This is a genomic window from Bacillus suaedaesalsae, from assembly GCF_016890225.1.
Taxonomy (GTDB): domain Bacteria; phylum Bacillota; class Bacilli; order Bacillales; family SA4; genus Bacillus_BS; species Bacillus_BS suaedaesalsae.
Genome location: NZ_JAFELM010000042.1, coordinates 33,178 through 52,907, shown reverse-complemented (window position 1 = coordinate 52,907; position 19,730 = coordinate 33,178). Strand labels below are relative to the sequence as shown.

Annotated in this window: 22 protein-coding genes; 1 reads left to right on the top strand and 21 read right to left on the bottom strand. The window is 35.7% G+C overall.

Going from position 1 to position 19,730, the window contains the following annotated elements; genetic code table 11:
- Window positions 1-2: 2 nt before the first annotated feature.
- From JR050_RS16515 to rpsU, 18 genes are all read right to left on the bottom strand, one after another.
- The gene (locus JR050_RS16515; RefSeq protein WP_204204685.1) at window positions 3-476 is read right to left on the bottom strand and encodes a YaiI/YqxD family protein; all 474 of its coding nucleotides are present in this window, start codon (window positions 474-476) and stop codon (window positions 3-5) included.
- Between the two features lie 469 nt (window positions 477-945).
- The gene (locus JR050_RS16510) at window positions 946-1,758 is read right to left on the bottom strand and encodes a pyruvate, water dikinase regulatory protein (RefSeq protein ID WP_204204684.1); all 813 of its coding nucleotides are present in this window, start codon (window positions 1,756-1,758) and stop codon (window positions 946-948) included.
- A gap of 16 nt (window positions 1,759-1,774) precedes the next feature.
- Window positions 1,775-2,413, bottom strand: coding sequence for a transcriptional regulator CcpN (gene ccpN, locus JR050_RS16505; RefSeq protein ID WP_204204719.1), 639 nt, complete (start codon window positions 2,411-2,413; stop codon window positions 1,775-1,777).
- A gap of 513 nt (window positions 2,414-2,926) precedes the next feature.
- Window positions 2,927-3,676, bottom strand: coding sequence for a DNA repair protein RecO (recO, locus tag JR050_RS16500; protein ID WP_204204682.1), 750 nt, complete (start codon window positions 3,674-3,676; stop codon window positions 2,927-2,929).
- Window positions 3,677-3,708: 32 nt separating this feature from the next.
- Window positions 3,709-3,852 (bottom strand): YqzL family protein, encoded by a 144-nt coding sequence (locus JR050_RS16495; protein ID WP_149218456.1) that lies wholly within the window; start codon window positions 3,850-3,852, stop codon window positions 3,709-3,711.
- A 112-nt stretch (window positions 3,853-3,964) separates the two neighbouring features.
- Window positions 3,965-4,873 (bottom strand): GTPase Era, encoded by a 909-nt coding sequence (gene era / locus JR050_RS16490; protein ID WP_204204681.1) that lies wholly within the window; start codon window positions 4,871-4,873, stop codon window positions 3,965-3,967.
- Window positions 4,870-5,268, bottom strand: a complete 399-nt coding sequence (locus JR050_RS16485; RefSeq protein WP_204204675.1) for a cytidine deaminase — start codon at window positions 5,266-5,268, stop codon at window positions 4,870-4,872. Before JR050_RS16485 ends, era begins: the two co-directional genes overlap by 4 nt.
- A 98-nt stretch (window positions 5,269-5,366) precedes the next feature.
- Window positions 5,367-5,747: a diacylglycerol kinase family protein gene (locus JR050_RS16480; protein WP_204204672.1), complete on the bottom strand. Its 381-nt coding sequence runs from the start codon at window positions 5,745-5,747 to the stop codon at window positions 5,367-5,369.
- On the bottom strand, window positions 5,744-6,211 hold the full coding sequence (gene ybeY / locus JR050_RS16475) for an rRNA maturation RNase YbeY (protein WP_204204671.1): 468 nt from the start codon (window positions 6,209-6,211) through the stop codon (window positions 5,744-5,746). The genes JR050_RS16480 and ybeY overlap by 4 nt, the downstream gene beginning before the upstream one ends.
- Window positions 6,208-8,394 (bottom strand): HD family phosphohydrolase, encoded by a 2,187-nt coding sequence (locus JR050_RS16470; protein WP_204204670.1) that lies wholly within the window; start codon window positions 8,392-8,394, stop codon window positions 6,208-6,210. The genes ybeY and JR050_RS16470 overlap by 4 nt, the downstream gene beginning before the upstream one ends.
- Before the next feature lie 204 nt (window positions 8,395-8,598).
- Window positions 8,599-9,558 carry a PhoH family protein gene (locus tag JR050_RS16465; RefSeq protein ID WP_204204669.1) on the bottom strand — a complete coding sequence of 320 codons (960 nt, stop codon included), beginning with the start codon at window positions 9,556-9,558 and terminating at the stop codon, window positions 8,599-8,601.
- 3 nt (window positions 9,559-9,561) lie between these two features.
- Window positions 9,562-10,749 (bottom strand): sporulation protein YqfD, encoded by a 1,188-nt coding sequence (gene yqfD, locus JR050_RS16460; protein ID WP_204204668.1) that lies wholly within the window; start codon window positions 10,747-10,749, stop codon window positions 9,562-9,564.
- Window positions 10,750-10,775: 26 nt separating this feature from the next.
- Complete coding sequence (yqfC, locus tag JR050_RS16455; protein ID WP_149218449.1) at window positions 10,776-11,060, bottom strand: sporulation protein YqfC; 285 nt, start codon at window positions 11,058-11,060, stop codon at window positions 10,776-10,778.
- Between the two features lie 137 nt (window positions 11,061-11,197).
- Window positions 11,198-11,635 carry a hypothetical protein gene (locus JR050_RS16450; protein ID WP_204204666.1) on the bottom strand — a complete coding sequence of 146 codons (438 nt, stop codon included), beginning with the start codon at window positions 11,633-11,635 and terminating at the stop codon, window positions 11,198-11,200.
- Between the two features lie 28 nt (window positions 11,636-11,663).
- The gene (gene floA, locus JR050_RS16445; RefSeq protein WP_204204664.1) at window positions 11,664-12,653 is read right to left on the bottom strand and encodes a flotillin-like protein FloA; all 990 of its coding nucleotides are present in this window, start codon (window positions 12,651-12,653) and stop codon (window positions 11,664-11,666) included.
- A 17-nt stretch (window positions 12,654-12,670) separates the two neighbouring features.
- A complete protein-coding gene (locus tag JR050_RS16440) occupies window positions 12,671-14,005 on the bottom strand; it encodes an NfeD family protein (protein ID WP_239454447.1) in 1,335 nt (444 codons plus the stop codon).
- Between the two features lie 309 nt (window positions 14,006-14,314).
- Window positions 14,315-14,761, bottom strand: a complete 447-nt coding sequence (locus JR050_RS16435) for a GatB/YqeY domain-containing protein (protein WP_204204657.1) — start codon at window positions 14,759-14,761, stop codon at window positions 14,315-14,317.
- A gap of 17 nt (window positions 14,762-14,778) precedes the next feature.
- Entirely contained in the window at window positions 14,779-14,952 is a 174-nt protein-coding gene (gene rpsU / locus JR050_RS16430) for a 30S ribosomal protein S21 (RefSeq protein WP_149218444.1), read from the bottom strand.
- Between the two features lie 261 nt (window positions 14,953-15,213).
- Between rpsU and JR050_RS16425 the strand changes: the two genes are divergently transcribed.
- Window positions 15,214-16,137: a Na/Pi symporter gene (locus JR050_RS16425; protein WP_204204656.1), complete on the top strand. Its 924-nt coding sequence runs from the start codon at window positions 15,214-15,216 to the stop codon at window positions 16,135-16,137.
- Window positions 16,138-16,237: 100 nt separating this feature from the next.
- Here the strand turns inward: JR050_RS16425 and JR050_RS16420 are convergent, their stop codons facing one another.
- From JR050_RS16420 to mtaB, 3 genes are all read right to left on the bottom strand, one after another.
- Entirely contained in the window at window positions 16,238-16,987 is a 750-nt protein-coding gene (locus tag JR050_RS16420) for a MerR family transcriptional regulator (protein WP_204204655.1), read from the bottom strand.
- Between the two features lie 540 nt (window positions 16,988-17,527).
- Window positions 17,528-18,199, bottom strand: coding sequence for a deoxyribose-phosphate aldolase (gene deoC / locus JR050_RS16415; RefSeq protein ID WP_204204654.1), 672 nt, complete (start codon window positions 18,197-18,199; stop codon window positions 17,528-17,530).
- Window positions 18,200-18,365: 166 nt separating this feature from the next.
- The gene (gene mtaB / locus JR050_RS16410; protein WP_204204651.1) at window positions 18,366-19,730 is read right to left on the bottom strand and encodes a tRNA (N(6)-L-threonylcarbamoyladenosine(37)-C(2))-methylthiotransferase MtaB; all 1,365 of its coding nucleotides are present in this window, start codon (window positions 19,728-19,730) and stop codon (window positions 18,366-18,368) included.

The window sequence follows — 19,730 nt, the reverse complement described above, 5'->3', positions numbered from 1 at the left end:
TTCTATACGAAGTCCGTTTCTCCTTCAAGATTCGACAAAATTTTTTCGAAATTCGAAGAGAAATTCACCCTGTCAGCATCTGTAAAAGAACTTGGACCTTTGGAATGATGTCCTTTTCTCCTTTCCTTAGCAGAGATATACCTCATGTTTAAAGCAAGATCTATTGTATTCTCGAGATATTGTTTCCCTCTTGGAGAGATGACGATGATTTTTTTCGGAAGTAAAAGACTTGCAAGACCTATATCTTGTGTAATCACAATGTCCATTTTTTTACTATGATTGACAATGTACATATCTACTTCTTCTTTTCCAGTGTCCACGTATATCCATTTTCCACCCATTTTATTAGTCATTACATGAGAATATGAGGCGACAAATGTTACCTCAACTTGATATGTATTTGCAATGTGCAGAATTTCACTTTTTACAGGACACGCATCAGCGTCAACAAATACTTGATAGCTTTTTTTCGTCATATTTCACTATTCTACATCCCTCCGCAGAATCCTTCAAACGATTTGATGTTTTAACTTTCTGAATTTTATCGAACAATAATTTAAAACAAAAGGTGATTTTAAATGATGGTCATAGTCTTTCAAAAACTTTTTACTACTTCAGAAAGCATGATGAGAAACTGAAAAACTTGCCTAATTCCTGCGATATAACAACAGAAGTCCACCTTAGTGTTCTCATTAACCGAAAATGAATATCATTATATTATACTGATTGAAGAAGACACCGTATTATATTAAATATTACAATAGCCTCTTGACAAATGCTCTACAGTTAGTTTATTCGTATTTCCCTAAGTCTAAACCTCTTTTTACTCTTTTTTCTCATAAATATATATTATATTATACGTTTGTACTTAAATCTATTGTTTTTTTTATTTTTTCATTGATTCCTTTTCGTTAAAAAATAAAAACACGCGTTATATGAGCGTGTTTACATTTGATGATTGGATTGATACATGTTTATAATTACGTTTGCCGTTTCCTCTACAGCTTTATTCGAAACATCAATAACTTTACAACCAATCCTCGATGAAACTTTTTCAAAATATTGAAGCTCTTCTTTTATTCGTTCAATATTCGCATAGCTTGCATGATCGTTTAACCCTAGAGCTTTTAGTCTCTCTTTACGTATATCGTTTAGTTTATCAGGACTGATTTTTAGTCCAAAGCATCTTGAAGCTGGTACCTTAAATAACTCTTCAGGAGGATCTACCTCTGGAACAATTGGTACGTTTGCTACTTTTAAACGTTTATGTGCTAGGTATTGAGATAGAGGTGTTTTGGATGTTCTTGAAACACCAACTAAAATAATATCCGCTCTTAAGATTCCTCTTGGGTCTCTTCCATCATCATATTTAACAGCGAACTCAATGGCTTCAACCTTTCTAAAATACTCCTCATCTAATTTGCGAACATTTCCAGGTTCACATAACGGCTGAATTCCCGTTGACGATTGTATTTTATCAATTAATGGACCGATAATGTCGATTGCTTCTACCCCTTCATTACTCGCTTCTTCTATTAAATATTCTCTAAGCTCAGGAATAACAAGAGTAAAAACAATAATTGCTTTATTAACTTTTGCTAATGTAACAACTTCTTTTAAAGTTGATTTATCTTCGATGAAAGGAATTCTTCGAAAATCACTATTTAACGATTGAAATTGACTAACGGCTGCCTTTGTTACTAATTCTGCCGTCTCTCCTACAGAGTCAGACACAACATAAATAATTCTTTTACCCATAACTTCCCTCCATCCTTTAGATCATCTCATCATTTCCGAGGTCTACTAATACCTTTGTAATGTTTGTCTTTGTCAATCTACCTACAACTTCAAACCCTTTTTCTGTCTCTTTTACGATAGGAACAGCATCAATTTGCTTTTCAATTAGTTTAATTGCAACATCAACAATTAAGTCTTCTTTTAGGCAAACTGTGATATTCGGCATTCGAGTCATAATAATGTTCACTGGAATATTCGTAAGTTCTTGTTTACCTAGGCTTGCTCGTAGTAAATCTTTTCTTGATAATACTCCAACTAATATGCCATCTTTATTTACAACGAATAATGTTCCGACATCTTCTAAAAACATCGTACAAATCGCATCATAAACAGAGACATTTTCATCACAAACAACTGGAATCGATTGATATTCTTTAACCTTAATTTTTTTTATTTTTTCGGTTAGTAATTGTGATCCTGTTTTACCAGTATAAAAATATCCAACTCTTGGCCTTGCGTCTAAATACCCTGCCATTGTAAGAATTGCAAGGTCTGGTCTTAAAGTAGCACGAGTCAAATTCAAGCGATCAGCTATGCTTTCTCCTGTGATCGGTCCGTTATCTTTTACAATTTGTATTATGAGTTCTTGACGTTTATTCAGTTCGATTGTTTCCACCACCTTATAAAAAACAGCCCATTGTGACATACTTTTTATAATTATTATATATCATTTCGTTTAAACTTGGCTATTATTAAAAATAATTGGAACTGAATAATGGCAAAAATAGATAAAATACCTCAGGAACAAAAAGCTCATGGCGCAACGTCTTAGAGCCTCAGACACAGCGAATGTTCCGGAGAGAATAAAAAGTTGCACTTCCCTTTACTTCTCACCGGATTATCCCGGTCTAACTGCGGTAATTACTGCCCTAGTAAATTAATTTAGTACTTCATATCGCCGCCAGTAGACCTCGATTTATTCAAATAACCATCAGAAATTCGCTGATGGAGTTTCACTATATTTGACCTCAGGTGGGATGGGTGTTGGAGCTGAATTAAGAATACACAAATACAAAAGATACACTCAAACTTTTATACTTTCTAAAACTGTAAAAATTAAACCCTCTGGTTACAATCTAACCGAGGGTTGTCTTTACGTGTTATATTTTTGAAGAGTGGTACATAATTATTATGGAGTTTGAAATGAATCTAACTGATTTAAAAAGCGTTTAGACTTTAACATAAGTCCTGAGTACTCATCATAAAACCGAGATATGACAGTTTTAAGCTCTTTCTTCGTTTCATCTTTTACAGATATATTGCCTAATCGATTTAAATCGAAAGAGTGAAATAAACGTAAAAGTCTTACCGTTGCAGGAGAAATATCAATACGGTGTGTATCATTATTTTTACAATCATGACACAAAAGCCCGCCTTGGCCAATAGAGAAGGAAAATCGCCCTTCTGTTACACCGCAACTTACACAACTAGTTAAGTGTGGATAAAGTCCAATTACCTGTAACATTTTAATTTCATAGATCATGGTAATAATTTCTGTATCCAAGCCTTCATTTAGATAATTAAGTGATTGATATAGTAATTCGAATAAGTATGGATTAACTTTTCGATCTTCAACAGCCTTATCCGTCAATTCAACAAGATAGGAAGCGTAGGCAGTCGAAATAATATCTTCTTTGATATGCTTCATACTAGATAGGCTCTCACCTTGCTGTAAGGTGCCAAGCCCAGAGCCAGTTTGAATTAAGAAATAACCATACGTGAAAATTTGAGAAACAGAGGCTAATCGACTGCTTGGCTTTCTCGCTCCTCTTGCCATTACACCAACTTTGCCAAGCTCTCGAGTGAACAAAGTAATGATCTTATTTGTTTCACCATAATTTGTTGTTCTGATTATAATCCCTTCTACTTTCTGAAGCAATTCCTGCCGCCTTTCAAACTAAAAGAGAGAGGTCAGGAGATTGGAGAATCAATTTCTGCTAGGTCTTCACTAAATTCATCGGTTCTTTTTTCATGTTCCTTTTCAAGCTCTTTAAAAAGAAGGTACGTATCGATGTTACCTGTCTCGCTAAACACTTTCCAAGTAAAATGTAACATAAGAACCCCACCTTTCTTATTTTCGACTAGCAACTACTAAATCCAATTCCTTAGCATTTATGATGACCTTTCTACCCTGTTTTCATGTGAATTAAATTTTGTAAAATTTTACTTAGTATTCGTCTTCTCTAAATCCGAAGTCTCGTAAATTAGATAAGCGGTTACGCCAATCCTTTTGTACCTTAACCCATAGTTCTAGAAATACTTTAGTACCGAGTAAAGCCTCTATATCGGTTCTAGCTCTTTTTCCTACTTCTTTTAACATGGATCCTTGCTTGCCGATAATAATTCCCTTTTGAGAAGCACGTTCCACAATGATTGTTGCGCTTACATAAATTGTGTTTCCACCTTCTCTTTTTTCGAGAGAATCCATCACAACAGCAATTGAATGAGGTACTTCTTCTCTTGTTAGATGAAGAACCTTTTCGCGAATTAACTCTGTAATAATAAAGCGCTCAGGATGGTCTGTCACTTGATTTTCAGGATAATATTGTGGTCCTTCTGGCAAATACTTTTTTATTTGTCCAAGAAGTGTCTCAAGGTTATTTCCTTGCAAAGCAGAAATAGGTATGATTTCTGCAAATGGATAAAGATCCTTGTAATCGTTAATGACTGTTAGAAGATCCTCTGGATGCACCTTATCAATCTTATTCAAAATTAAAAATACCGGTGTTTTTGTTTCTTTTAGTTTCTCAATGATAAACTCGTCGCCTCTTCCGAAACCTTCCTCGACATTTACCATAAACAATATGATATCCACTTCTCTAAGTGTGTTCGTTGCAATTTTCATCATAAAATCGCCAAGCTTATGCTTTGGTTTATGAATACCAGGTGTATCAATAAAGACAATTTGAGCTTCATTTTCGGTGTATACACCTTGAATTTTATTTCTCGTTGTTTGTGGCTTATCGCTCATGATGGCAATTTTTTGACCAATTACCTTGTTTAAAAAGGTGGATTTCCCTACATTTGGTCGCCCAATGATAGAGACAAACCCAGATTTATAACCTTCAATTATCATTTCTTCATATCCTCCGCTGAAAATGCACCAGGTAGCAATTCCGCAACAGTCAGTTCCTCAACGATCCCATTCAGGTTAGTTAAGTATACCTTCATATCACTCGGACAAAGCTCAGAAATTACTTGTCTGCATGCACCACAAGGTGGAACAGGTCTTTCAGTGTCTGCAACTACTGCAATAGCTGTAAAGTCTTTATCAGCCTCTGAGATTGCTTTAAAAAGGGCAGTTCGTTCTGCACAGTTTGTCATGCTATATGCTGCATTTTCAATATTACATCCTTTATATACTTTTCCATCCTTTGTTAAAAGGGCTGCACCAACTTTGAACTTTGAGTAAGGAACATATGCTAGTTCTCTTGCTTCTTTCGCTGCTGTAATTAATTGATCCTTGTTCATGTAATACTTCCTTTCTTTCATACCTTTATTTTACCTTAAAATGCACAAAATTTCACGTTAAATAGTGAGAAAATTTAAAAAATTAAACTAGTGAGATCTTATAACGGATTAATATACTTCATTATGGCCTTACCAAAAATAATGAGTCCTATTATGATAGCGGTAACAGCATAGACGAGGACTGCTCCAGCTGCAAGATCCTTAGCTTGTTTTGCTAACAAATGATACTCTTTATTTGTCGCAAGGTCAACTGTGCGCTCGATTGCTGTGTTGACAAGCTCCAGTACAATTATTCCTGAAATTAGTAATAACAGAATGGTCCATTCAATAGCTGATACTTTTACGATAAATGCAAGTATAAAGACGATAATCCCTGCCAACAAGTGAATTCGAATGTTTTGTTCTGTTTTTAAAGCATGAATAATCCCCATACTTGCATACTTAAAGCTATGAATAAATCGATTCCAAGAACGGTTCATCTTACTAATCCGAATTCAGCTAATATTTCGTCTTGACGAGTAAACATCTTCTTTTCATCTTCTTCATTCATATGATCATACCCAAGCAAATGAAGAAAACCATGGACAGTTAAAAATCCTAATTCTCGATGAAATGAATGTCCATATTCTTCTGCTTGTTCTATAGTTCTTGGTATAGAAATAATAATATCACCTAAATGTTTAGGAATAGAGTCACCTATAATTTCAATTTCTCCCTCTCCTAATTCCTCCATTGCAAAGGAAATCACATCAGTAGGTTGGTCTTTATCACGATATTCTCTGTTTATTTCTTGAATGCGATCATTATCTACAAACGTAACGCTAACCTCGGCTTCATAAACCTTTTCTAGTCTTGCAGCTACTTCTAGCAGCCTTTCAAGCAATAGAATATCCTCTTCTTTCATATCATTTGTCTCATCCATAAAATCAATCATTAATGTCATGCTTCTTTCACCTTCTGTTTCGTAACTTCTGGGTATTCAATTCTTGAATGGAATATTCCTTGTAATGTCTCAAATAGTGACTTTGCAACGGTATCTAATTCCTTCATGGTAATATCACATTCATCAAATTGACCGTCTTGAAGTCTGTCTTTAATAATGTTATTAATAATACTTTCGATTTTTTGTGGTGACGGTGAATTCATTGAACGAACTGCCGCCTCTACACTATCAGCAATTCCAATAACTGCTGCCTCTTTTGACCTTGCCTTTGGACCTGCATATCGAAACTCTGACTCCATCACTTCTTTTTCACTATTTTGACATGCTTTGTGATAAAAATATTTTAATAGTGTCGTTCCATGGTGCTGCTCGGCGATATCAACAATTTCTTTCGGCATACGGTGTTGTCTTAGCATTTCTGCTCCGTCAGTTGCATGGGAAACAATAATGGTTTTACTTAATTGTGGCGAAATTTTATCATGTGGATTTTCCATGTTTAATTGGTTTTCAATAAAGAAACGCGGTCTCTTCGTCTTACCAATATCATGATAATAAGAACCAACACGAGCTAATAGTCCATTCGCTCCAATTGCTTCACAAGCAGCATCTGATAAATTAGCAACCATAACACTATGATGATACGTGCCAGGCGTTTCCGTTAATATTTTTCGCAGCAAAGGATGATTCGGATTTGAGAGTTCAATTAATCTCATCGATGATAAAATTCCAAATCCAGTTTCAAAAAATGGCATTAAGCCTATCGCTAGCACCGCTGAAATCATCCCTGAAAATAATGACATTGTGAAATAGGAGACTGCTTGCAAGCTAACAATTTCACTATTTTTCAACATGACTAGGGCAGATATTAAAATAAAGTTGATGATCCCAACTAGTAGACCTGTTTGTAAAATTTTAGAACGATGATTATGTTTTCCAAGGAAAATAATCCCCGCAATACAGCTAGTTAGAAAATAAATGCCAATTGAAAAATTAAATGTACCGGAAATACCTCCGTTAAAGATAATACTGCCACAAATAGAAAATATCATACTGGAAAGTAAAGCAATCCGTTCATTAATCAATAGTTTAATTAGAATAGCTCCCATTGCAATCGGTACGACATATCCAATATCAGAATAGTTGATTTTAGGAAATAAGCTAATAATCTTCATCAATATAATGGTAATGGAACAAATGAGGATAAAGATCGTCGTATATTTTAACTCATTTGTTTTTGTATCTTTAAAATAAAAGTATTTAGAGCTAATCAGAAGTAATATTAAGATGGCTAACCCGATGAAAGGTAGGTTCGTGTCTTTATCTTTTAATAAACCCGCTAAACCTAGTTGGCGATATATTTCCTGCGTAATTTTTTCGCCTTCTCTTACTAAAATTTGTCCTTGTAAAATATAAATTGGTTCAACCTCATCACTTGCATTTTGTCTAGCTGCTTCTGTTGCTTCTTTATCAAATACTACATTCGGTACTATTGCAAGTTTACAGAGCTCTGTTAATGCAGACTTAAGTGTTGAACTGATATTAACATATCTTAGTTCACTTTCGACCTTTTGCCTTGCAGCATCAATTTCTGGAATTTCAATGCGTTTTGACATGATATTATTAACAGCAGTTACAGCGCTATCCCGTGCCACAACTCGTTGCTCAGGAGTCGCAGCAAAGAAAGCTCCTAATGCTTCACTTGATACTTCTTTATGTATTTGCACTTCTTCTGGCAAAATCGTATTCAGTATTTCAATCTTTTCCTTAACTGGTATTTGAGCTAGTTGGTCTTCTTTAGACAGTGTTTGTTCTTCAGTGTCAGAAGACTGTGCTTCTAGTTGAGTTAATAGTTTCTCCTCGACTTCTGAAATACCTTTAAACACAGCGTCGATCATATCAATTTGATTTTGAGCATAATCCTTTTTTAACGAGTACACATCACTTACTAGTTCCATCGCCTCGTTTTTCTTAAGTGACGTACTGTGTTCATCTAATATTAATTCAGGCGATACAATTGTCTTTTCGGCTTCTGAAAATCGTACTAAGTTTAACTTTTCAGGACGTATATTACTGAACATTGCAAAGAACAAAACAAGTGCAAATAATATATATAATCCAGTTAATAATATGTACTGATTTTTAAAGGCTTCAAAATAAGTCAGTATTTTCTTCCAGTTTGTCATGGAGCTTTCCTCCTTTAACGCCCTTTATTGCTTTAGTACAAGAATAACATGTAAACCCATTAATTTCCTAGTGCTTTCGGTATGTTCATCATAAAACTTATAATAAAACAAATCCATAGTATACATCCGAGGAAATCTATCCGTATCGTTACGATCTATTGAACAAAAAAAGCCCCTACTAAGGGCTTTTTTGAGTTCAAATAATCAGTCTAATTCTTCATATGCTTGGATAATTTTTTGGACTAATGGGTGTCTAACTACATCAGATTGTTCTAAATAGATGAATGAGAGTCCTGATACACCCTTTAAAATTTTTTGAGTCACTGCAAGACCTGACTGGATCCCTTTTGGTAAGTCTACTTGAGATACATCACCTGTAATGACCATCTTCGAACCAAAGCCTAGTCTTGTTAAAAACATCTTCATTTGTGCAGCCGTTGTGTTTTGTGCTTCATCCAAAATAACAAAAGCATCATCTAATGTTCGTCCCCGCATATAAGCTAAGGGGGCAATTTCGATTGTTCCTCTTTCGATCATTCTGAGTGTATGCTCCTGACCAAGAATATCGTGCAAGGCATCATATAAAGGTCTTAAGTATGGATCAACCTTTTCTTTTAAATCACCAGGTAAGAAACCCAGGCTCTCCCCTGCTTCAACAGCTGGTCTTGTTAATATGATCTTTTTTACAAACCCATTTTTCAATGCTGTTACAGCCATCACAACCGCTAGATACGTTTTCCCAGTCCCTGCAGGACCAATACCAAACACTAAATCATTTTTTCTTATTGCATTTATATACTGCCTTTGACCTAATGTTTTAATTCTAATTGATTTGCCACGTGCATTTTTCGTAATTTCCTCATCATATAAATGAAGAAATTCATCAATTTTCCCCTCTTCTGCTAGTTGAATAGCGTAAATAACATCTCTTTCTGTAATGGAGATCCCTTTACGTATAACTTGAAGTAGTCCAGCTAAGATATCTTCTACAAGCTCGTATTTTTCTGAATCAGTTGACACAAGAACAGACTCTCCTCTTGTTACAATCGTTACGCCAAGAAGTTCTTCCATTCTTTTCAAGTGCGAATCTTGATTTCCGAATAACGCAATTGCTTCATTAGGATTATCTAATTGCTGGTTTATGGTTATGAATTGTTCTGGCATTCCTCAGTCTCCTTGAATGATTGGTTGAACTGCTGATATTTCTTCAATGACATTGTACAGTAGTAATAATTTTACTTTACCACTCTCTACAGATTGTTGTAAAATCTTTTCACCTTTAATAACTGCATCCTCACTCAATGATTTCTTTAGATCTTTTCGCCCATCTTCTATACCAACCTTTATTGCTTCTTCTTTCGTGTAAGTTCTTTCAACAGTTTCACTTTCTCTAATTATTTTTTTATTATACCCAATTGGCAGTTTCCAACTTATAAAATAAAATGGTTTTTCTTGATATGTTGTTTCCACTTGTTTAAACTCGTGTTTTCCAAAGCCCCAGAATGGAATATTTAAACTGAATAACTGAAAATAATGAGTTGTCTTTGTCTTACCGGTTAACACATTAAGTGTTGTTTTTAATGGTACCTCTACTTTGGCATCCCACCATGTTTCTCCCATCACTTTTCCTCTAGCACTAACAACTTCCGTTTGACCCTCTTTTCCAATAAATCCAGAAACAAGCAAGTCCCCTTTTCTGACAAAATCATTGACTGTAACAACAGCCTGCCCTTCCTCAATAAACATATTTGAAATGACGGCTTCTTTTCTAGCTACTAAGTGTCTTGGACTGAAAAACTCCTGTTCTTTTGGTTGTGTCTTTTCGACAACTTGAAAATGATAGGTCGTCCCATTTAACTCCACGCCTACCCAGGTTATCGCGTTAATGGTTTCTGATAAATGTTTTTGAATTTCATTAACATCCTTAAGTACAAATTGAAACTTTCCTTTTTCAACTCCAATTGCATCTAATTCTTTACGGATTTTATATTCTGTTTCAGGCTCAGCACCCTCTATCTCAATACCCCAAACCATATTAGATAATATAAATAAAATAAAAATGAAACTAATTGCCCCTGCGACGAATCCAATATTATAAAGTGCTTTTTGGAACAGGAAAGGAAGTCCTCTCCCTCCTTCAAACGTTAGTTTACAACTACTGTTTCTTACAACTCTTCTTAGCTTATGTATATCTTTAAGATGAAGGGAGCATGTGATGGAAAAATCTGTTAGTCTTGTCACTTCCCAAACTACAATATTCTCTCGAACACACTGATTAATAAAACGCTCGATTCCTTTTCCTACAATTTTTACTTTTACATGACCAGAAAAAAAGATTGTCCATTGATTCTTCATAGTAAAATAACGCTCCCCCCAGATATTTAAGCTTGATCTATATAGATAACTTGTTGTATTTTCCCTTCTAATAAAATCTCCTCAGGCAAAATCGTTTTGATCACAAATGAATTACCTTTTATTAAAAGATGTCCTTGCTTAAGCAATAGTCTTAATTCAGTATCCGAAAACGAAAGTAACCCCCGATGATTTTCTATATATATATGTAGTTGACCAATCATTGTAATTCTTGGTAAGTCCATCATCACATCAGCCGGAAGTTCCATCTTTGTTGTTAGCCATCTTGACATTTTTGTTTTGAATTTCTTCATAAATGGACCCCCTTTCATCTCATATTTATGTTAAAGCGCGCTCACGTATCACTGCTTTTTTTCTGGAGTATGTAAGTAATGTGCTTGACAATTGACCTAGCTATAGTTTTTTGAGAGTATATGAAAAAAAAGACTGCCTATTTAGGCAGTCTTCCTGTATGACTTGATCGTAAGGGTTTTAGTGCACGTGGAGGTCCTAGAACCTCTGCCATGATTACTCCCTCAATCAATTTCTTTTTATTCAAGTTTTTTAGCGTAGAAGTTGAAACAATCGGTTCATTTACTTTCTTATCCTCTTGTTGATTGACTCTCTTCGAAGCAACATGTGTATTTTCAAAACTATGAACAGATGTCTCATTTTGTAAAGATGGTTTACTTGTATGCTCAAAAGTGCTTTTCATTGGGACTTCCGTTTTTTGCGGCATTTTATTCTCAAAATGCTTCGGATGCATCGGGTCTAATTGCGGAGGCATCATTGGCTTCCCTGAATTACCTTGGCTTTGCCCTTTCATCCTTGAAAACGTTGTGATCAAACCTATCACTACAGCAACAAGTAAAGGTAAAAACTCTCCCATTTAAAGCACCTCCCTTAGGAAGAGACTATTATTTATTTTCATCTTCTTTCACATCGTTTAGCTTTCCGATCGAATCTCTCATATCTGTATCAGCCATAATGTTCTTTAAATTCATATAATCCATAACACCCATATTACCTGAGCGTAGTGCTTCAGCAAGTGCAAGAGGTACTTCGGCTTCAGAAGCAACAACTTTTGCTCTCATTTCTTGTACACGTGCAACCATTTCTTGTTCATTTGCAACTGCCATCGCACGTCTTTCTTCAGCTTTTGCTTGAGCAATTCGCTTATCCGCTTCAGCTTGGTCTGTTTGAAGAACTGCTCCGATGTTTTTACCGATATCAATGTCAGCAATATCAATAGATAGAATTTCAAATGCAGTACCAGCATCTAAACCTTTACTTAACACAGTACGAGAAATCATATCTGGGTTTTCTAATACTTTCTTATGGTCAACTTGGGAACCAATCGTACTTACAATACCTTCACCAACACGGGCAATAATCGTATCTTCACCCGCACCCCCAACTAGACGATCAATATTTGCACGAACTGTAATTCTTGCTTTTGCTTTTACTTCAATACCATCCATCGCAACACCAGAAATAAACGGTGTTTCAATTACCTTAGGATTTACACTCATTTGAACAGCTTCTAAAACGTCACGACCAGCTAAATCAATTGCAGCCGCACGTTCGAATGTTAGTTCAATATTTGCTCTGTGAGCCGCAATAAGTGCGTTTACAACACGATCAACATTACCCCCAGCTAAGTAGTGGCTTTCTAACTGATTGATTGTCACATCTAGACCAGCTTTGTATGATTTAATTAACGGGTTAATAATTCGATTTGGAATTACACGACGTAATCTCATACCGATCAATGTAAAGATACTAATTTTTACCCCCGCCGCCAATGCAGAAATCCATAGCATAACCGGCACAAATGTTAATAAAACAACTAAAAAGATGAATCCAATTGCAATCGCTAATAACAATAATAATGAACTTGGTTCCATTTTGTTTCCTCCTTAAATTAGTTACTCATTAGTATTTCTCTAACAACAACCCTTGCACCTTCTACTTTTATAACTTTAATTGGTTTGTTTTGACCAATATATCCACCTTCTGTCACAACATCAAGTTGCTCTTCATCGACAATAGCGATTCCAGATGGTCGCAGTGGTGTAAGTGACATACCTTCTAATCCTATTAATTCTAATCGGTTTACATTTGAAACATAACCTTTTTCAGTACGGGCACGATCCTTTAAAATAAGTCGTTCAAAAACTTTTATGTTCTTTCCAAAAACCTTAATCAGTAGAATAGAGGCAGCGATACATAGAATAAAGGCAAGTAAGATTGAAATGGCAGCAATCTCAAAACTTGCTGTAGATAGAAAAACACTCGTCAAAACTGCTACGATTCCTATAATACCTAGTATCCCTCCAGGGACAAACAACTCGAGGACTAGAAGAATAAAGCCTACGATAAATAGGATAATTGCTTCCATACCTGCAAGACCTGCTACTAGGTGTCCGTAAAAGAACAAGATTAAAGCAGTAATACCAACCGCTCCAGGAATCCCGAAGCCTGGTGAATAAAGTTCTAACACTAGTCCTAAGCTTCCTAATGAAAGCAAGATTGGTACAATTACTGGATGTGTTAAAAATCTTGCAATATTCTCCGATATACTTACTTCAGCTTCCACAACTTCATAATTCTCAAGATCGAGCTTCGTTAACAATTCGTTTAAATCATTTACGGTACCCTCAGAATATTTTACTTGAAGAGCATAAGATGGAGTAAGTGTTAATAGTTTTCCTTTTTCGGCATTTAAGTCCGGTAATTCAATATCTTTATCGGCCATTGCCATTGCATAGATTGGATCACGGCCATTTTGCTCGGCTGCACTCTCCATAGCCGCTAGCCAGTAAGATGCTGCTTTCTCGTCAGCCGCATTACCACTTCCATCGATAATAGCAGCTGCTCCCATTGTCGAACCTGGAGTCATATAAATTTCATCTGCATTTAATGCAATATATGCTCCTGCAGAAAGCGCTTGTTTATTTACAAAAGCAATTAAAGGGATCTCGGTTGCAGTGATACTTTTCGCAATTTCTGAAGCCGCATCAACAGCCCCACCAGGAGTGTTAATATCTAAAATAATGGCTTTTGCATTTAATTCCTCTGCTTCTTCAATGGATCGATTAATAAAGGCTAATAGTCCTTTTTCTACGGTGTTATGCACAGGTATGATATAGACAGGCTGTTCAACTGACTTTGCTTGAACAAATTGACTCGCAAGTAATGAAGACACTAGGGTAAAAAAGAAAATCCCCCATATAGCACCCTTAAGTATTCTCAACAATTTCCCCTCCTTTCTTTCATAATAGCAGGGAAAAAATATTCCTTGGTAGGTAATACGATTTATTATGTAAAAGGTTTCATTTTTTATTTTTTTTTGGTGCATCAAAAAAATATGTTAATTGCTGTTACAGTTATACGCTTTCATTTTCGGTTCGTAAGCCTCCTCAGCGTTACTGCCTTTCATTGGCCTCCTTTGTGTGAAGCCCTTATTAGTATATCTTTTAGTTAGCAGAGGTACCTTATACGCACATTCGACATTTTAACAAATCACTTTTTTATGTAATAAAAAACACCTTCTAAAAAGAAGGTGTTAGGATAAATGCTGTTGGACTAAACGATTCACGAGACCACCATCTGCCTTACCTTTTACCTTAGGCATGATAGCACTCATTACTTTACCCATGTCTGCTTTGGAAGAAGCATTTACTTCTAAAATTGTTTGTTTCACAATTTCAGATAGTTCTTCTTCAGTCAATTGCTTCGGAAGATATTCTTCTAGTATGACAATTTCAGCTTTTAATTTATCCACTAGGTCATCTCGACCAGCTTTTATAAACTCATGGAGGGAGTCTTTGCGTTGCTTAACTTCACGAGAAAGGACTGTTAATTCGTCATCTGCGGAAAGTTCACTTACTTGAAGCTTGATCGCTTCATTTTGAAGTGATGCCTTTACCATTCGAATGACGGCTAATTTTTCCTTCTCTTTGCTTTTCATCGCTTGTTTCATGTCGTTATTTAAACGTTCAAGAAGACTCATTTTTATTACACCCTCTATTAGAATTTACGCTTTCTAGCTGCCTCAGACTTTTTCTTACGCTTTACGCTAGGCTTTTCATAGAATTCACGCTTTCTTGCCTCAGAAAGTGTACCAGTTTTTGATACGGAACGTTTGAAGCGACGTAGAGCATCTTCAATAGACTCGTTTTTACGTACGACTGTTTTAGTCATTCTATTTCCCTCCCTCCGAACAATCACGTGCGATAAAGATTTAGACACATGTTTTATCTAAACATGTCTTTTGCCATTATAATATATTGTTAACTAAAGCGTCAACTCATATTAGAGTCAGACAATACTTTCTTTGAGATTATTCATCATTTTTTAATCATTTTGTCTACAAATCACGACATATCTATAATTTTTCTTGTTTCAGTAGTAATTTTGTTCTTACAATCACCTCTTGTCCATATGATATACAGAGGTGAGACCATGTCCAAGGATATTGTCTGGTTTTGTGTATTTATTGCTATTTTTATGTTTGGCTTATCCGTAATGAGAATTGGATTATTTCAATTATCAAGTGATAAACTCAAGGAACAACTGGTTAAGATTGCTGGTAACCCTATAAAGGGATTGTTAGTCGGAACAATTATAACTGCACTTCTTCAGAGCAGTTCTGCTGTAATGGTTATTACCGTTGGGTTTGTCACTGCTGGACTCCTTACTTTTAGACAAAGTATTGGAATCATGCTTGGTGCAAATATCGGAACAACTGTGACAGCAGAACTGATGACGATCGAAATAGGCGATGCAGCTGTCCCCATAGTATTATTAGGGTTTATCTTGCTATTAATACCTAGGAAAATATTCTTCTCTCTTGGTACAACTTTTTTAGGGTTAGGAAGTATTTTTGTAGCTATGAAAGGATTTGCTTCATTATCTGCATCTCTGTACTCTTATCCAATAGTAGAAACAATCTTACTTAATACCAATAACAGTACATTTGTCGGTATTGGAATGGGCTCCATTTTAACTGCCTTTATTCATTCAAGCTCTGCAGTAATCGGAATTGCAATGGGTTTTTTACATAATCATCTCCTAACTATTGAGGGAGGTATTGCAATCATGCTTGGTTCTAATATTGGAACTTGTGTAACAGCATTGTTTGCAAGCTTTGGTGCAAATATCGATGCTAAAAGAACTGCTTATGCACACATTTGGTTAAATGTATTTGGTGTATTATTGTTCATTCCATTTATCCCTCATTTATCCTTGGTTGTCGAGCATTTAACCACTTCCTTAGACTTACAACTTGCTCATGCAAGTGTTATTTTTAATATTATTTGTTCTCTCATTGCATTACCCTTTACAAATTCTTTATCTAACTTCGTTATTAGAGTCCATAAAGTATAAATCATTTAGGAAATTGCCAATGGCAGTTTCCTTTTTTATTTCAAATGCACTGTTAAACACCGATGTTGATTACCATGAAAGGCACTAGCTTTTCGCGGGCTTATTCTTTCATCCTACTATCAGCATAGAACGCCATCGCTTTGGACATAAAAATCGATAATCCCTCTCCGAATTGGTCAATGTTCTTCGTAAATCTTTCATCATCGACATACAACTGCCCTAACCCTTTAAAAGCTTCTAGTGAGTAACTTCCCATTTTATTTAATAGATGATACCATTCTTCAATTGCTGCTTGTGACTTTTTCGTGTCAGGTGATTCATGACGAAGATTTGCTAGCTTTCGATAAATATTATTCATTGACTCACCTAATTCCTTTTGCTCAGTTGGTGACATCCTTCCAATCTTCTTGTTAGACTCATCTATAGCTTGATCTCCATAACGTTTTCTTGCTTCCTCTTCAAATGGATTCGAATTAAAATTAAATCCTTCAAATTTCTCTTTATTACTCATAAAGATTTCCCCTTTCGTATGTTTAATGGTTTTATTAAGTGTTGCAATCATCGTGTCGAGTCTTTTTCGCTTATCTAAAAGCATTTCTCTATGAAGCTCTAGAGCTTCTCTTTTGTTAAAAGTAGGGTCTGTAATGATTTCTTTAATCTTTTTTAATGGAAATCCAAGTTCCTTAAAAAACAATATTTGCTGCAGCATTTCTAGATTTTCATTTGAATACAATCGATAACCCGCTTCTGATGTCTGATCTGGAGAAAGTAAGCCTATATCATCGTAATGATGTAGTGTGCGCACACTAATTCCAACTAAATTGGCTACTTCCTTTACGAACATTCCCATTACATTTCCTCCCCACATTCATATTTTAAAGTCTTACGTAACGTAAGAGTCAATAAAAATTTTCCGATTGATTGCATCGAGATCATGCTACTTTTCCTTTGTACACAATTTTCGAAAATGCGCGCCGAACATTTAATTATTTAACGAAACACACAATTTGCGGTCAAGAAAAAAGAAGGCTCTTTTCGTAAAGATTGTTGCTATTTGGATAGCTCTGTTAAAACATTGAGTTGATTGGAGCGGAAGGCACTCGACTCCTGCGGGAGATAGAGGGAGTCGTGAGACCCCGCAGGCGAAGCCGAGGAGGTAGGTTTTTTCACGATAGTGAAAATAACCATCAGCTCCCTCCCCGCGGAAAGCGTGTGCCTGAAGTGGAAATCAACGGACCTAAAATAAATTCTTTTTTTGTAAAAATAGCAACAAAGTATGCGAAAACAGCCAAAAAGAACGAATGCTTGTAACAAAATATATAAAACCGACAGAAATTCGTGTAAATAAAAAAGTGTTAAAATCATAACGATTTTAACACTTTTGACGGAATTAATAACTAGATGTTCCAGTTTCACCTTTTACAATTGCAATTCCTGAGCTAGCTCCGATTCTTGTTGCACCAGCGTTAATAAGAGCAAACGCTGTTTCAGCGTCTCTTACTCCACCCGATGCTTTTACTCCAAGGTCAGGTCCAACTGTTTCTCTCATTAACTTAATATCTGCTAACGTTGCTCCACCTGTTGAGAAACCAGTTGAGGTTTTCACAAAATCAGCTCCTGCTGAAACAGATAATTTACACGCTCTTACTTTTTCTTCATCTGTTAATAGAGCAGTTTCAATAATTACTTTAACAAGTGCTTTACCTTTAGCTGCTTCAACAACTGCACGTATGTCTGCTTCCACAACATCGTCGTGCTTGTCCTTAAGGGCACCGATGTTAATAACCATATCAACTTCAGTTGCACCATTTTCAATTGCATTTGTTGTTTCAAATGCTTTTGTTGCAGAAGTAGTTGCTCCTAATGGGAATCCGATAACTGTACAAGTATCTACACCTGAACCATTTAGTAATTCTGCTGCTTTTTTAACCCATGTTGGATTCACACATACAGACGCAAAGTTATATTCTCTTGCCTCTGCACATAGCTTCTCGATTTCAGCATATGTTGCATCTGCTTTTAGAAGTGTATGATCTATCATTTTTGCTACATCTTTTGACATTTATGTATACCCCCACTTTTAGTTGTACGTACCTCTTAATCATACCATGATAAACGATAAAATACATAACATTTTTACACGTTTAGTATGATACACCAATTATTTTTTTACTCCTTTACATTTTGTATTTACAAGTATAAAAAAAAAGCCCTAAATTAGGGCTGGCTTATGAACTAATCTTCACTTTCTCACTATCTAATAGCTCATGCTGATCCATAACGCGAACAAATTGTCCTTCATTGTATGGATAGCCTGCTTTTTCAATTTTCACTTTGACGATCTCTCCCACCATTTCTTCTGATGCTGGGAATACAACCTTTAAGTAATTATCTGTATACCCTACATATAAATGACTGTTTGACTCATCTTTAAACTTTTCTTCGGGAATCACTTCTAATACTTCGCCTTCAAAGCTAGATGCATATTCTTTTGCAAGTTGACCAGATAGGGAAATTAAACGATGTACTCGTTCATTCTTCACCTCTTCATCTACTTGGCCTTCCATTCTAGCAGCTGGTGTTCCTGTACGTTTTGAGTAAGGAAACACGTGAAGTTCAGAAAAACCATGTTCTTTAATGAAGTTATACGTTTCCATAAACTCTTCTTCTGTTTCACCCGGAAAACCGACAATAACATCAGATGTTACAGCTAGTCCAGGTAATGCAGCGTGAAGTTTTTCAAGACGCTCAGCAAAGAAATCCATTGTGTATTTACGGCGCATTCTTTTTAATACTGTATCAGAACCTGATTGAAGAGGAATGTGAAGATGACGAACTACTTTTGATGATTTATCTAAGACGTCAATTACTTCATCTGTAATCTGACTTGCTTCAATTGAAGAGATACGAATTCTTTTTAATCCTACTACTTTTTCATCAAGTTCTCTTAGTAGCATCGCTAAATTGTAATCCTTCATGTCTTCACCGTATCCGCCTGTGTGAATTCCTGTTAAAACAATCTCCTTGTAGCCTGCATCAACTAATTGTTGCGCTTGCTTGATGACTTCCTTTGGATCACGAGAACGCATTAATCCACGTGCCCAAGGAATAATACAAAACGTACAGAAGTTGTTACAACCTTCTTGAATTTTAAGTGATGCACGTGTACGATCTGTGAACGCTGGTACTTCTAATTCCTCATAAACACGTGTTTTCATGATATTACCAACACCATTAATTGGTTGACGCTCGTTTTTAAATTGCTCAATGTACTCTAGCATTTTTACACGGTCTTGAGTACCTACAACAATATCCACCCCTGGGATTGCCATAATTTCAGCAGGTGATGTTTGGGCATAACAGCCTGTAACACAAATAACCGCATCTGGATTTTTTCGAACAGCTCGTCTAATTACTTGACGGCTTTTTTTATCTCCAGTGTTCGTAACAGTACATGTATTAATAACATATACATCAGCTGTTTGCTCAAACTCTGTCCGTTCATAGCTAGACTCTTTAAATAATTGCCATATTGCTTCTGTTTCATAATGATTTACTTTACAACCTAATGTATGGAAAGCCACTGTTGGCAT

Excerpts from the sequence above, each read along its gene's own strand:
- JR050_RS16515 (WP_204204685.1), bottom strand. The coding sequence starts at position 476 with ATGACGAAAAAAAGCTATCAAGTATTTGTTGACGCTGATGCGTGTCCT.
- JR050_RS16510 (WP_204204684.1), bottom strand. The coding sequence starts at position 1,758 with ATGGGTAAAAGAATTATTTATGTTGTGTCTGACTCTGTAGGAGAGACG.
- JR050_RS16495 (WP_149218456.1), bottom strand. The coding sequence starts at position 3,852 with ATGTTACATTTTACTTGGAAAGTGTTTAGCGAGACAGGTAACATCGAT.
- era (WP_204204681.1), bottom strand. The coding sequence starts at position 4,873 with ATGATAATTGAAGGTTATAAATCTGGGTTTGTCTCTATCATTGGGCGA.
- JR050_RS16485 (WP_204204675.1), bottom strand. The coding sequence starts at position 5,268 with ATGAACAAGGATCAATTAATTACAGCAGCGAAAGAAGCAAGAGAACTA.
- JR050_RS16480 (WP_204204672.1), bottom strand. The coding sequence starts at position 5,747 with ATGAACCGTTCTTGGAATCGATTTATTCATAGCTTTAAGTATGCAAGT.
- ybeY (WP_204204671.1), bottom strand. The coding sequence starts at position 6,211 with ATGACATTAATGATTGATTTTATGGATGAGACAAATGATATGAAAGAA.
- JR050_RS16470 (WP_204204670.1), bottom strand. The coding sequence starts at position 8,394 with ATGACAAACTGGAAGAAAATACTGACTTATTTTGAAGCCTTTAAAAAT.
- JR050_RS16465 (WP_204204669.1), bottom strand. The coding sequence starts at position 9,558 with ATGCCAGAACAATTCATAACCATAAACCAGCAATTAGATAATCCTAAT.
- yqfD (WP_204204668.1), bottom strand. The coding sequence starts at position 10,749 with ATGAAGAATCAATGGACAATCTTTTTTTCTGGTCATGTAAAAGTAAAA.
- yqfC (WP_149218449.1), bottom strand. The coding sequence starts at position 11,060 with ATGAAGAAATTCAAAACAAAAATGTCAAGATGGCTAACAACAAAGATG.
- JR050_RS16450 (WP_204204666.1), bottom strand. The coding sequence starts at position 11,635 with ATGGGAGAGTTTTTACCTTTACTTGTTGCTGTAGTGATAGGTTTGATC.
- floA (WP_204204664.1), bottom strand. The coding sequence starts at position 12,653 with ATGGAACCAAGTTCATTATTATTGTTATTAGCGATTGCAATTGGATTC.
- JR050_RS16435 (WP_204204657.1), bottom strand. The coding sequence starts at position 14,761 with ATGAGTCTTCTTGAACGTTTAAATAACGACATGAAACAAGCGATGAAA.
- rpsU (WP_149218444.1), bottom strand. The coding sequence starts at position 14,952 with ATGACTAAAACAGTCGTACGTAAAAACGAGTCTATTGAAGATGCTCTA.
- JR050_RS16425 (WP_204204656.1), top strand. The coding sequence starts at position 15,214 with ATGTCCAAGGATATTGTCTGGTTTTGTGTATTTATTGCTATTTTTATG.
- JR050_RS16420 (WP_204204655.1), bottom strand. The coding sequence starts at position 16,987 with ATGGGAATGTTCGTAAAGGAAGTAGCCAATTTAGTTGGAATTAGTGTG.
- deoC (WP_204204654.1), bottom strand. The coding sequence starts at position 18,199 with ATGTCAAAAGATGTAGCAAAAATGATAGATCATACACTTCTAAAAGCA.
- mtaB (WP_204204651.1), bottom strand. The coding sequence starts at position 19,730 with ATGCCAACAGTGGCTTTCCATACATTAGGTTGTAAAGTAAATCATTAT.